Genomic DNA, 14,125 nt, shown 5'->3' with positions numbered 1-14,125 from the left:
GCTATGGCGCAGAAACGAACGGAGAAAAGTGACAGGGATCAGCAGATTTACCTGCCCTGACAGGATGGTTAACACCAAGAATACGGAAAAGGTCCTCCGGGTTTTGGCTATTTTGCTCCTTATATCCGGTTTTATACTAATTACCTCTGAAGCACTGAGGATTGAAAACAAGGCAGCAAATCAAATCACCACAAGTTAAATGGTGATCGGTTTTTATCTCAACTGATTCCCTCAGGTCTAAATCCGCCTAAGTGCATATCAGTGTAATAAAATCACGTATAAATTCATCATTTCAACTACAGGTTTGGATATATGGGCATAAAAAGCTATATTATCGTTCATCCCAAAATTAACCGCTCCAGTTAAACAATTTTTTCATTAAAACTTTTCAAATTTGGCATTAAAAAAAGCAGGATTTTACAGGGGGCCACGCTTGCCCTTCAAAAAAAAAGAAGCAGAACACAAAATTAATAATTTTATCACCTCCCCGGAGGTACGCTTAACCGGAGATAATATTGAGACGAATATCTATCCGCTGGCAGAAGCACTCAAACTGGCAGGAGAACTGGATTTAGATCTGGTTGAAATTTCCCCGAACGCCACACCACCAGTTTGCCGTATCATCGATTACAGCAAATTCCTTTACGAACAGAAGAAAAAACAGAAGGAAATCAAAAGCAAGGCGAAACAGACCATCATCAAGGACATCCGTTTCGGACCGAATACCGATGAGCATGACTTTCAGTTCAAGCTCAAACATGCCGTTTCCTTTTTGGAAAGCGGAGAAAAAGTGCGTGCCTTTGTGCATTTCAAAGGAAGATCGATTGTTTATAAAGATCAGGGAGAAATACTGCTGCTGAAATTTGCGCAAGGCCTCGAAGAGGTAGGCAAAGTAGAGTTATTACCAAAACTAGAAGGAAAGCGGATGTTTTTGACCTTGGCACCAAAAGCAGGAAAAAAATAAATCCTTAAAAAAACGCGCTGCCACATCATTTACTGATCATTGATTTACAAAAACAATTGTGACAGTGCTTCAAGATTTGATTAAAAATCAGGCTTTGAGTAAAAATGAAGCACGTTACCATATGCATTGCCCCCCAAATTTAGCTAATTATGGGGGCATTTTTATGAGCAGAAAAAATTAACACAGTTAATTTAAAGCCTAGGAAGGCTGTCCTTCTTACCCGTAAGAATCATTCTCCTTCAATCAGCTTTTAAAGACGTCTTTTCTTTGATTCCATTACCTTTCTCAAGAAATATAAAACATCATCAATATAATGGTTAAAGCTCAGGACTTCTCTCTTATGCCATATTTCCTGCCGCATGCGATTCATTTCTGCAGTATTACCAAGCTGTGCAGCCAAATCATCGTATGATTGATAAAAAATTCCAAATCCATTTTTACGGGTAAAAGCCTGGGAAGCACAGATATGCCCGGTATTATCCCGCTGGATCATGGGAAGTCCTGCTGCTCCTAATGTCGACATCCTCGCTGCAAAGTTAAAATCAAGCCAATTGGCTTTCATTAATTCACCGTTATTTTCTGAATCAAAAACGTGCAGCCAGCCGGCATCATACTTCGAGAGTTCTTCTACCCAATTTTGCGGCACACAGGCCGGGTGCAGATGGAGATAGCCCGGTGCCAATACATTGGCCTCATCTATCCATGATTTATAAACACTATGGTAAAAATCTCCATAGAGATGTAAGTGAATCTTTCTTTTAGCCAATTCTAGTATATCAGCAGGTAAAAGCCCCATCGGCCTTCCCGGAACCACGGTATGCATTTCCCCATCCTGTTCTGAAATCAGTCTGCCTGGTTTCCCCTTAAACCTTGAGATATGCGGCAAGTCCCCATCCACGATTATGCTGAAAGGCACCTCAAAATGAAAAAACTGTTCATACCAGCGTTTAATTTCTGGATTTAAAAAGATTATTCCGTCAGCATACTGAAAAAGATCAATCATTTTATTCCATAGGCCATTTTGCCTGCAGAAAAATGGTCCTTCCTTAAAATGCCACACCAGTGGGATACCCAAATCTGCACGCATCACCTGATGAATGAATGGTATCGCCCTGAAATTTAAGAGTGCATAAATGATATCTGGTTTCAATTCTCTAACCGCCTGCTGCCAGTTATCTTTTGGAATGTCTGTAATATTTCCAAAAGGAAGCGGACCAACTGCATTATAAAAAGAAGGTTCGTCCATCCACAAACCATACAACTGATGGCCTTTTTCTTCAAAAGCCAGAACCCTTTCGGCATTATAAGACAACTCACCAACAAGTAAAATTTTTAATGGTAAGTCTCTTGATACTACAGGAAGATCATCTAAGTCCAGGTATTCAGTAGTTTCATCTATCAATCCGCCAAAAGCCGATTTAAACCTGATTTTTTGATTGACCAGGTAAAACTGCTTGTACAGATTGATCCCCCCACCCCAGCGTTCACTGATGATTTTATGCCGCTGGACAGGATGGGAAACCCATTCCGTTGTAATTTCCATGGTAAACTTCGGCGTTGCGCCATCCAGCAGTTTATTCCAGAACATATCATGCAAGCTATCGGTCACCAACTCATTCCTCTCCAGCCACCTGTGAGCTGTTTTTTTATGCATCACCTGTACCAACTGATAGCCTATATCTATAAAGGCGCCAAAACTTTTCTGCCCGCTACTGCCAGTATGATCATCTTTATAATTGTGTTTTGCACCCGAACAGAAAAAAGCATCATCCGGATTAGCTAGTGCCAGATTCCATAGCAACTGTAAATGATCCTTAAAGTATAAATCATCAGAGGGCAGGTAGCTGATATAGGCACATGATGCCTGTTCAAGCCCTTTATTAATGGCAGCACCCAGGCCTTCATTATCAGCATTATATAAGTACCTGATCCGATGATCGTGGAGGTAATGTTCTACCACCTCAAGGGTAGCATCAGTACTACCATCAATAATGATAATCAATTCCCAGTCTTGAAATGCCTGGTTCAGCAAACTGGTGATCGCACCTGAGATAAATGCGCCATGCCTGTAAGTGGGCATAATCACACTAATGCCTTTATTTTTCATTCTTTAGAGAGAAGTGGCAAGCGAATACACATGTTCTGCACCCCATTACCAACGCGTTAAAAATTATTTGATTATCAAACTTTACGGGGTACCCCGGTATACAATAATAAATATTATTTATTGCATTATGGAATAGAATAGTACTACAGATTCAAAATGATCCACGCAGGTTTTTAATGCATAATTTTGCGGGAATTTCTTATGCCTTCCTGCTCCTGCATAAGAAATATTAAAGGAGAAAAACGTTAAAGCTCACTGCACAAACTTCACTATTATTGATCAACACTTTATGAGCATAATGATACCGCAATCGATCCCGTGAACGATTGCACAAATATATTCAACACAAAAAGACAATAATATATTCATTAACTGTAATTTAACAAATACATACCGAATGATATATTCCGACGCACAGAGAAAGCCCGCATGATTCCAACACAATTCTTCTAACCAAATTAAATTCAACATGAGAAACAAGTATTTATTAACATGCCTGATGGCTGCTGCCATGGCATTTTCTTTGCCTGCGTGCAAAAAAAGTAATCAATCTGAAAGCAATGAGACCACGAACAAAAACGTTGCTTCACCAATGGCTGTTACAGAAGCAGTTTGCCCATCAAAGGGCTGGGCATCACAAAACGGTGGAACAACCGGTGGCGGCGAAGTAACGGCCACCGTGGTAACCACTTATACCGCACTGAAGTCAGCCATTCAAAATACCAGCGTGAAGGTAATCCAGGTAAACGGAACCATCACCATTCCATCCGGCGGGAGAATTTCCTTTCAGGACCAGAGCGGAAAAACGATTTTTGGTTCATCAGGTGCCAAACTTGTTTCGGCCGATCAAACAAAAGACAATTCAGGGATTATGTATATTAAGAGATGTAACAACATCATCATCAGAAATATCATTTTTGAAGGCCCCGGTGCTTATGATGTTGACGGACAAGACAATGTAACCGTTGATGCCTGCAATAACATCTGGGTTGATCATTGCGAGTTTAGAGATGGTGTGGATGGCAATTTTGATCTCAAAAACATTTCAGATTACATCACGGTATCTTATTGCAAATTTTCTTACCTCAAACCACCAAAATCAGGTGGTTCGGGCGGATCTGATGATCACCGCTTCTCAAACCTGATCGGATCAAGCGATGGTGCCACTACAGACAGAGGTCACTTTCGGATCACATTTGTACGTTGCTGGTGGGCGCAGGGTGCTGTAGCCAGAATGCCACGTGTAAGATTTGGCAAAGTGCATATTGTAAATAATTTATTTAACAGTACGGTAAGTAAAAGCTGTATTCAGGCCGGATTTGAAGCCAATATTTTAGTGGAATCAAACGTTTTTGAAAACGTGAAAAACCCAATTGATTTGATGGACAATACCTCTACAGCGGTTCAGGCAAAAAATAATCTTTTTACAGCCGTAACCGGAAATACTTCAGGTAATGGTGTAAATGCATTTACGCCACCTTACAGCCTGACTATACTAAATGCTTCCAGTGTAAAATCTACCGTAACGGCATCAAACGGCGCAGGGGCAACACTTACAGGCAATGCATGTTCATCGCTGTAAAAAATAATTAGGGCGAAGCTGCTATAGGAACCCATTCGGTAAATGTAAAGTCATCCGATGAATACTGGTCTTACCGCTATTCACCGGATGATTTTTTGGCTTAATGTGCTAATGAACAATTTTAAAAACGAGTTCTTTTAAGCATTAATCAATCGCTATCGATCCAAATGACCTTGATACTGCAGTACTTTCTCCATGGTTATTGGTTACCTTACAATAGATACCAGCAGAATTGGCATCTGTTACTATTGCTTCTATTGAAGATCCGTTATTACTTACTATTGTAGCTCCTTGAACAAACCATTCATATGTCAATCCCCCTTCTCGCCAATTCGGTATGTAAACACTTGCAGATATTTGAGTGCCTACACTAACTGGAAAAGAACCATTTGGACTCGTTGTTAGTTCTGCAAACCCAAATCTTGGATATAGAGTTTTCAATGCAGCCAGATCAAATGAAGAAAAATTAGTCCAATTTGGTACCTGCTGCAAACCTGCACCAGAATTAAATACAGAATTAGGATCAGGATTATTGCCGGAATTAGGAGTTCCGGGGATTGTATACGCACCGACTGTTATACCATTGTTAACTCCATTGGCACTTTCAGTTGCAAACCAATTCGTATGCCTGAATCCGATGGTATGGCCAACTTCGTGTGATATAACAAAAGTCTTTTGAGAATCGCTTAGAGAGGAAAAAGATGTATTAACACCAATTCTGAAACCAATTAATCCATTGGATGGAAAATAAGCATCGGCCACAGCTCCTGATGGCGATGACGGTGATAATCCTTGTTCTATGCGCAAATCAGCTTCGTTAACATTTAAGGTTCTCGTAAAACGAAGATTAACTTCGGATAAACCTATATAATTGTTAAAAGCAGATTCTATTCCTGTTACCCAAGAAGAAAGCGTTGGATCGATGTAATATTTAAGGTCTCTATGCCTTGAATAATTTATTGGGTAGCCCCCATTTGATAAGTCAACAGATGTAGCTTGACGTGGGGTTGCCTTGATCAAATTGTCTTTCGTTAAAACGATATCCCCTTCAACTACGATAATTTTATTGTTAATTATCATATTGGTAGTATCGAAGCCTAATAATGCTACTTTTTCCCTGATGCCAAGAACATCATTTGTAATGATATTATCAATTTGACTATCTCGTTTTGAGCATGACGTCAGAAAAATGAGAATAATAGTAAAGAATAAGGTTAAATGGTAAATTGTCTTTTTCATAATTTAGATTTTAATGTTGATTAATAGTTAATTGTTATTTGAAATGTAACTTTGCGTTTATGTAAAAAGACAAAATTTTACCTAAAATTTTGTAGCAGTTAGTGTATACTTGGCAAATCCACAATACATGTAAGTGCAAAAATGCAAAATACCTTTTTTTCTTATACAAAGAAAAAAATATTCAGCTACATCATAAGCTAAGATTGTTATTAATGTAAATTCCTTCGACCGTTCTTCTATTAGGTTAACTTTTTTGACATGATCAATTATCTATAGTAAACAAATTGGTCTCATAGATTAATCGATTTGATAGCTAACTACATAATCCTATAGCATGATAGACGGTCTGTTCGGTTTTTCGGACAGGCCTCTTTCTGGTTACAAGTCTAACTGTTCAAAAATAACAGAAGAATCTCATTTGTAATAGGTTGCGATTAAGATCAATATGCTTCCATTATCAATAAGTGATAAACATGAATACAGAATGATTTAATACTGACCAGGACTTTTCTGTTGAAATTCCCACTCACGGGTTTATCTTCGATATATTAATATTTATAAAAGATTTTTATCGAATAAAACAGGTTATATATGGTAAGTACAGATCAACTAGTTTTTGATAAGTGCGTCTATGCGCTCAGCTGCATGTTTATTTTTTGGATCCAGTGCCAGTGACTTTTTATAGTTTGACATTGCCTCAGCCTTGCTATCCAACATTTCAAATGTTTCAGCCAGGCTATCGTAAGCATTCGCACTTTGAGGATATAGGGCCACATTTAATTTAAAAACAGACAATGCCGCTTTAAAATTCTTTTGAGACAAAAGCTGATAACCCCAGCCGTTTAGCTCATTTTCCGAAACCTGAAAAGATCGGTCTTTCCTTTTTAGTTCAGAGACCACCTCAACACCTTTCTCAAAACCCGTTTTCAACAGTTCAGCCCGGAGTTTTTTAAGGTTTGATGGCAGACCAAAGCCATTAACCTGATGCATTTCCGGAATATAATAACCCGCGATCTCATCAATAAACTGGTCCGGGTTTCCCTGCATCAGGTTAGTGAGTACGACAATAGAAAGGTTGTCTTTCAGATAAACAAATAAAGCCGATCTTCCTCCGCCCACCGGGCCAACAGCAGGATGCTCTTCCCTGGTAACAGTGGGCCAGCCCAGCGCATAGCCGTTTGTAAGGCGGTTGAAGCCGCCGATTTTACCATTGTTCAGCACAGCCGGCTTCCATAAGGAATCAATACTGGACGGTCTCTTCAGTAACTTTCCACCATTTATAGCCATAATCCAACGGGCCAGATCAGTTGCAGTGGATTGAATACCTGCGGCAGTTCTAAAAAAGACCGGAAACTGCATATAAGCATGACCCGGCACTTTATTACGGACAAAGTTATCTCCCATTTGCCTGGTCATGGTATAAGCGCCTGCATAGTTCGGAATAACATCATACGAATCGCCAAATCGGGTCAAGGGCATTCCCGCCACATCAAATTGACGTTCCTGTATAAATTGCGTAAAATGCATACCGCTCAATTTAGTAATCAACTGTCCTAAAAGCACATAGCCAGTCTGGTTATAGCTGAATTTTTCGCCAGGATTAAATACCATCGGTAAAGCTTTAACTTTCTCCATAGCCTCTCGTTCATCGTTATGTCCCAAAACCTGCTCATCGGCATCCATTATGTCCGGCAGGCCAGAAATATGGCTCATTGCCTGCTTAATGGTAATTTTCTTCCAGGCTTCAGGCAAACCATCCAAATGTAAAGATATAGGATCAGAAATCTTCAGCTTACCCGCTTCACTCAGCTGCATAATGGCAATACCAACAAAGGCCTTGGTAATGGAATTGATGGAAAAAACAGTTTCGTTATTAGCTTTGATATTGTACTCCAGGTTGGCGACACCAAAAGTGGTGTCCTTAACCATTTTATCATTTCTTACCACAGCTATCTGGAGCGCAGGAATATTGCGTTCCCGCATTTTGGTTTTCAGAAAAACATCAATACTGTCAGACGCAGATAATTCCTGCGCGTGCGCTGAGGTGAAGGCTAAACTAAATAAGATCGGGATGATTAAAATACGTGCAGAAATATTCATATAAAAAAGTATTGATAAGATACTGGTAAAGACGGTGATTTTAGCAAATAGTTACAGGAGATCCTGGTTCATGAACTAAAAACCAACTAACAAACTGAAAATTAAGATCATATATAAAATCATGGTAAAAACAAACTATGTGGATTTTATACCCCACCAACACTGTATCTCTTTTCATATTAGCGTTAACTCCACTTCTTACAGAATTTATGTAATAACGCAAATTATTGATTTAAAATCATCAATAAATGTGTTTTTTAGCCAGGCCAAGCTTTTTGATTTTTGAATTCAATGTGGTGGCTGGAACGCCCAATAATTTTGCTGCTCCATGCGGACCGGAAATCCGCCCGTTACATAATTCCAGAACTGTGAATATATGATCACGTTCGTTTTCAAATATGGTTTTAACAGACTTAGTTGAAGCTATGGATGGTTTGTTATTGCCCGGAATTTCAATATCCATAATTACATTCCCACTTGCCATCACCACATGCCTTTCGATAAGGTGCTCCAATTCCCGTACATTTCCTGGCCAACTGTAGGCCATCATCGTGGAAATCGCTTTTTTTGAAAATCCATTAAGATTTCGATTCGACTTTTTGGCGAATTTCGCTAAGAAAAAAGCAGCTAGCACAGCGATATCCGATTTCCGGTTTCGAAGCGGTGGTAATGAAACCGGAAATACATTTAACCTGTAATATAAATCACGCCTAAACCTTCCTGCCTCCACTTCCGCAGAAAGATTTCTGTTCGTGGCCGAAATGATACGCACATCAGTTGGAATAGTAGCTCTACCACCAATACGTTCTATTTCCTTTTCCTGCAAAACACGAAGTAACTTTACTTGTAAATCGAGTGGTAATTCACCTATTTCATCAAGGAAGATTGTACCCCCATGTGCCTGTTCAAACTTGCCGATCCTCCTTTCGGTGGCACCTGTAAAACTCCCCTTCTCATGACCAAAAAGTTCTGATTCGATTAAATTGGGTGGAATGGCAGCACAGTTCACCTTAATCATAGTTTTCCGACTTCTTACAGATTCATCATGGATGGCTTTGGCGATTAATTCTTTCCCCGTTCCTGTTTCGCCTAAAATGAGCACGGTAGTTTCCGAGGAGGAAATCCGGTTGAGCAGTCTGTAAACTTCCTGCATTTCAGGACTACTACCAACAATTTCAGGGTGTGTTAGAATTTCAGGTGATTCTTCCGGTTTAAAAATGAGGTGTTCAGCAAGCTGCGTACGTAGTTTTTCAATTTCCTTTTCTAACTGCTTTATTTTTGGATCAGCAACCGCCGGTATTCTGGGTTCATTTATAATTTCAGATTTAACCGGCCCTGTAACATCAGGCTTAGAAACACTTTTTTTCTCTATTTCAGCCAGCAGTCCTGCAATAAAATCGGCAATGTTACAACAAAAAGTCAATCCTTCTGCACTTAGTTCCCGGTTGTGATTATGAAGTTCAAAAGTACCCAATACCCTTCCGTTATGCTCCAATGGAATATAACAGTGAAAATGGTATTCTGTAGGATGGTTGTTTAAACAATGATTTTCACCAAAGTCAGCTATCCAGTCTTGCCGCGATTTCAGCACAGGAAAATCAAAACCTGAAATCTCTTTTGTAATGAGTGAAAGGCTAACCGGATCGGAAATGGTTTCTGTACAGGATATTTTCCCAGAAATGGCTTCGGTGAGATAAGCCCTTGTAATGTGGTCCATTTCTTCGTTATACAGAATTAACACACCACAATCAATCGAGAATAGAGGATTGAGTTTAGAGAATACCCCTTGAAACAGATCCTTTAACGTAAAATTCCTTTCTTGTTCTGCTACGGTGTCGGCCAGTGTTTCGAAATATGAACCGGCATGAGGCTTAATTTCATTGTCATTAACATTGGTATCCTTGCTAAAATCTGATTCTTGTTTTCTCATTTTTATAATCGTTTTCTCACCAATAATTATCCGGAAATTGCGTGAATGAACTGTTAATGCAACCACCAAAACGCATAACATCCGGATGGTTATTCATCATTACCGTGCGATTGAGGTTAGTTCTGCAGGGATTGATTTTACTTGCTGGTTCAACCGCGGGAATTCAAAGAACATGCCAAAGGCAGGAATATGGCGCTGGTGCATTACTGGCAATGCTTTGACCATAAATTACTCACGATATTTCGCTAAAAAGCGATTTTAGATACGAAATATCGTAGAGAGAGCTTTTGTGATTACAGAACGGGTAACCTCAATATGCAGATCTTTGATATCTACCCTCGAACAACCCTCATTGCGAGACGGCTTTCTCTGCCAATTCGCGATGAGGATATTTCTATAGAAATCCGTAAATGTATTTCAACTCAGATGCTGTCATGTTGAGCCTGTCGAAACAGCTTAAAGAGTATTAAACAGGTCCTTCGACAGGCTACCATACACAGAATCCATTAGTACGGTCGTCATTCCCGCGCATGCGGGAATCTTAAAGCGCTTGCATTACGATTATTCATAAGTTCCCCTTGTTTCAAATGTTTTCATGAGAAATCCGTGGTTCCCAATCGAGTCGGGAATGAGGATCTCACGCAGCCTAATCTGTCTTTTATATTGATTCTATGAAATAATTACTCCTCAGGATGACAAATCTATATTTATGATACAACCTCCTGGAAATTAATTTTTTAGATGTTTTGGCAGCCAGTCCATTAAAGCCTTAACAATATCGTTAAAAAAAAGATTGTAGGTATCCTGTGTAACGTAGCCAATATGTGGCGTAGCCAATACGTTGTTCAGCTTTCTAAAAGGGTGATTATCATCAAGCGGCTCTTTATCAAAAACATCTAAAGCCGCGCCGGCGATCTTATTTTCTTCCAGGCTTTTGATCAGTGCTTTTTCATCAACCAATGGTCCCCTTGAGGTATTGATCAGGTAGGCGGTTGGCTTCATTAGTGCCAGGTCTTCGGCACCCACAATACCTTTACTCCTATCGCTCAACACCATATGAACCGTTAAATAATCAGATTCCTGAAATAAAGTTTTTTTGTCTACATATCTGGCGCCGCCAGCTACCGCTTTTTCGGGTGTTAAGTTTTCACTCCAGGCAATGACATCCATATCGAAAACTTTTGCTACTGCCGCAACCTGCGCACCCAAATTCCCAAGTCCCAATATGCCCAAGGTCTTCCCTTTTAAATCGTTACCCACCAAATGCTGCCAACCACCAGCACGCAGATTGGCATTTTCTTGCGGAATGTGTTTCGCTATGGCCATCAATAAAGCCCAGGTAAGCTCTAAAGCGCCATGACCTAAATAGCCGGTATTGTGTACTTCTATTTGTAATTTTTCAGCAGCAGCAACATCAATAGACCGATTTCTGGCACCTGTAGAAACGATCAGTTTTAGCTCAGGCAGTTGCATCAGTAAAGCAGCCGTTAAAGGAGTACGCTCGCGCATCACGCAAATGATTTCAAAGTGTTTCAAACGTTCTACAATTTCATCCGCTCCATGAAGATGATCGGTAAATACTTTAATATCGGCATATTCGGCAAGTACAGTCCAATCAACAAATGATTTCGCTACATCCTGATAATCATCAAGTATTGCAATTTTATATTTTGACATGTTTTATGAATTTAAATTCTTTTAATTACAAAGCTGGCGTTTCGGAAAAGTCAATTTTCTTTGATGATGCTGCCCAGAATATCCAAAGTAGAATACAAATGCTTAAGGCTAAATCCGGATAATAGAACGACACCATAAAAGCGGCTAAATAAGTTGGAAAACCATAAAGGTAGTTGTTTCGGAGTTGCTTGACAGCGGCATCACTGATTCCGGGGCGCAATAATTTTTTATCTGAGGTAGCCTGTTGCCACAGCAGGTTAAAAGCCAGGTTAATTAAAACAAATAAACCGGTGTAAATGGTCACTGAAAGCTGCTTGGAATCTGTTAAAAAAAACCTGGCCAATAAAGCGCTGGGAAAAGAAACAAGCGAAACCAGGAATAAAATGAGCCCGTTGGCAAACATTAGCCCTGTGTTTCGTTTGTATATCTGTTTAAAAACTTTATGGTGATTTACCCAGATGATGAAAATACTGAAAAATGAGATGATAAAGGCAATATAACCCGGCCACTGCATTTTTAGTGCTTCAAATAAGTATGCGGGTGTATTGCCATCCTCCAGTTCGGGAACGTGAAGATCGAGTACCAGGAGCGTAACAGCAATTGCAAAAACGCCATCACTAAAAGCTTCAATTCTACCCGTTTCCTTTTCCATTATGCTTTTCAATCCTTAAAAATCAATTTATTCACCTGTGTAATTTCTGCCTGGCTGATGGTATGCCCCATATTTTCGTAAATAATCTCAGTAACCTGTGCGCCCATTTCTTCAAGTAAAACAGTCGATTCCTTTACCCTGGATACGGGAACATGCATATCGGGATCACTGCTCCCAATAAATATCGGCGTACCGTCAAAATCGCCATGATAATTGCGATGGTCGACCTTTTCGCCGATAAGGCCACCGGTAAAAGCCACCACGCCACCATAACGCGCTGCATTGCCAGCCACATAATCGAGCGTTAAGCAGGCACCCTGCGAAAAACCCAAAAAGTAGATCTGTTCTTTTGAAAAACCTTCTTTTTCCAAACCAAGCACAGTTTCTTTTATGGCATTTAAAGCAGTCGATAAGGAAGGCTCATTGGCTGCCCGAGGAGCCAGAAACGACTGTGGATACCATGTATTTTTTTCAGCTTGAGGGGCTACCAATGCAAAATTTGAAACGTTAAGGTATTCTGCCATTGATAAAATGTCCTGCGCCGTTCCGCCACGACCATGGATCATGATCAGCACTTTTTCGGCTTGATCAAAGCTTTTTCCTGCTTTTATAATTTCTTTCATTTCGCTATTCTTCTTCATTTACTTTGTTCCAGATATCCCGGTATAAATCTTCGTGCCGCTTAAACTGGATGTGCACGTATGGGCACATCGGGATGACCATCAATTTGTTGTCGCGAACATAGGCAACCATCGCATCAAGCAACATTTTCGCATAACCTTTTCCTTCTTTTGCCGTGTCTACTTCGGTGTGGTAAACGGTTAAATCGTTATCCTTGATGTCGAAAATCATTTCGCCAGCTTTTCCGTCTTCATCATAAATATCGAACGAACTTGGTTCGCCCTCCTGAATGTTTAATTTTACTTGTGCCATATTTTCTAAGTTAGTTTTGGAAGTACTTTTTCTAAATCACCGCGTAAATGTTCGTGTTGGCCCGGCAACATTAAATGTGTACCCAATTCATTTAAAGGCTCATCAACAGTAAAACCAGGGTTTTCGGTCGCAATTTCGAAAAGCACGCCTCCTGGTTCACGAAAATATAAGGAATAAAAATAATCCCGGTCAATTTTTGGGGTAATCTGTAAATTTTTACTCAGAATCTGCTCCCTTAATTCCATTTGAATATCCTCATTTTTAACACGGAACGCAACATGATGGTTTGTACCGGCAGCATTTCTTCCCCTGTGTCCAGCTGGCACTTCCAACAGATCAACAATGGCCGCATTTGCTACGGTATCGGTAATAAAGCGATATCGGTTTTCTTCCTGAGCCAATAAACGGTAGCCAAACAAATCGGTGAGTATTTTTGCCGTTTCATCGATACTTTGCAAAGTTAAAGTGGTACTGTGAAAACCTTTAGTCGCGGTATCTTTTTTAACCTCAGCAGTTTCCCAGGGCGTCCTTATATCTGCTGTTTTAGGTACTATCAAACTTAGTGATAAACCATCCGGATCTTTAAAAGCCAGCACCTGCTCGCCGAAACGCTCCGTAATTTCTTTTGTTTTAACGTTTGCCGCCCCAAATCTTTCTAACCAGAATTGATGACTTCCCGCAGGTACTGAGTAGCCAATTTCTGTTGCCATACCCACCCCTTCAGTTCCCTGTCCAATTCCATCCCATGGAAAAAAGGTTAGGATCGTTCCCGCCGATCCGGTTTCATCGCCATAATAAAGGTGGTAAGTACCCGGGTCATCAAAATTAACCGTCTTTTTCACCAACCTTAAGCCTAGTGTTTTGGTATAAAAATCGAAATTTTGCTGTGCACTGCCGGCTATCGCCGTAATGTGATGCAAACCTAAAATGTTGTTATTCAT

General features: G+C 40.1%; 11 protein-coding genes. 2 read left to right on the top strand and 9 right to left on the bottom strand.

What is annotated here, in order from left to right; all coding sequences use genetic code 11:
* The first annotated feature begins 394 nt into the window (after positions 1-394).
* The gene (gene infC, locus KYH19_RS05560) at positions 395-964 is read left to right on the top strand and encodes a translation initiation factor IF-3 (protein ID WP_219077901.1); all 570 of its coding nucleotides are present in this window, start codon (positions 395-397) and stop codon (positions 962-964) included.
* A 250-nt stretch (positions 965-1,214) separates the two neighbouring features.
* On the opposite strand, the gene KYH19_RS05555 is transcribed toward infC, so the two are convergent.
* Positions 1,215-3,071, bottom strand: a complete 1,857-nt coding sequence (locus KYH19_RS05555; protein ID WP_219077900.1) for a glycosyltransferase family 2 protein — start codon at positions 3,069-3,071, stop codon at positions 1,215-1,217.
* A 469-nt stretch (positions 3,072-3,540) separates the two neighbouring features.
* Here KYH19_RS05555 and KYH19_RS05550 point away from each other — a divergent pair, with 469 nt between their 5' ends.
* The gene (locus KYH19_RS05550; protein ID WP_219077899.1) at positions 3,541-4,653 is read left to right on the top strand and encodes a polysaccharide lyase family 1 protein; all 1,113 of its coding nucleotides are present in this window, start codon (positions 3,541-3,543) and stop codon (positions 4,651-4,653) included.
* A gap of 144 nt (positions 4,654-4,797) precedes the next feature.
* On the opposite strand, the gene KYH19_RS05545 is transcribed toward KYH19_RS05550, so the two are convergent.
* From KYH19_RS05545 to KYH19_RS05510, 8 genes are all read right to left on the bottom strand, one after another.
* On the bottom strand, positions 4,798-5,892 hold the full coding sequence (locus KYH19_RS05545; RefSeq protein WP_219077898.1) for a M57 family metalloprotease: 1,095 nt from the start codon (positions 5,890-5,892) through the stop codon (positions 4,798-4,800).
* A gap of 609 nt (positions 5,893-6,501) precedes the next feature.
* On the bottom strand, positions 6,502-7,992 hold the full coding sequence (locus KYH19_RS05540) for a serine hydrolase domain-containing protein (protein WP_219077897.1): 1,491 nt from the start codon (positions 7,990-7,992) through the stop codon (positions 6,502-6,504).
* A 241-nt stretch (positions 7,993-8,233) separates the two neighbouring features.
* Positions 8,234-9,922, bottom strand: a complete 1,689-nt coding sequence (locus tag KYH19_RS05535; protein WP_255562562.1) for a sigma-54-dependent Fis family transcriptional regulator — start codon at positions 9,920-9,922, stop codon at positions 8,234-8,236.
* Positions 9,923-10,651: 729 nt separating this feature from the next.
* Entirely contained in the window at positions 10,652-11,599 is a 948-nt protein-coding gene (locus KYH19_RS05530) for a D-2-hydroxyacid dehydrogenase family protein (RefSeq protein ID WP_219077896.1), read from the bottom strand.
* Positions 11,600-11,624: 25 nt separating this feature from the next.
* Positions 11,625-12,251: a TMEM175 family protein gene (locus KYH19_RS05525; RefSeq protein WP_219077895.1), complete on the bottom strand. Its 627-nt coding sequence runs from the start codon at positions 12,249-12,251 to the stop codon at positions 11,625-11,627.
* A gap of 8 nt (positions 12,252-12,259) precedes the next feature.
* Positions 12,260-12,892, bottom strand: a complete 633-nt coding sequence (locus tag KYH19_RS05520) for an alpha/beta hydrolase (RefSeq protein ID WP_219077894.1) — start codon at positions 12,890-12,892, stop codon at positions 12,260-12,262.
* The gene (locus KYH19_RS05515; RefSeq protein ID WP_219077893.1) at positions 12,879-13,184 is read right to left on the bottom strand and encodes a GNAT family N-acetyltransferase; all 306 of its coding nucleotides are present in this window, start codon (positions 13,182-13,184) and stop codon (positions 12,879-12,881) included. Before KYH19_RS05515 ends, KYH19_RS05520 begins: the two co-directional genes overlap by 14 nt.
* 5 nt (positions 13,185-13,189) lie before the next feature.
* The gene (locus KYH19_RS05510; protein ID WP_219077892.1) at positions 13,190-14,125 is read right to left on the bottom strand and encodes a ring-cleaving dioxygenase; all 936 of its coding nucleotides are present in this window, start codon (positions 14,123-14,125) and stop codon (positions 13,190-13,192) included.

Source organism: Pedobacter sp. D749, assembly GCF_019317285.1.
Taxonomy (GTDB): Bacteria; Bacteroidota; Bacteroidia; order Sphingobacteriales; family Sphingobacteriaceae; genus Pedobacter.
Note: the sequence above shows the minus strand (reverse complement) of the source record. Positions and strands in the feature narration are given on the sequence as shown.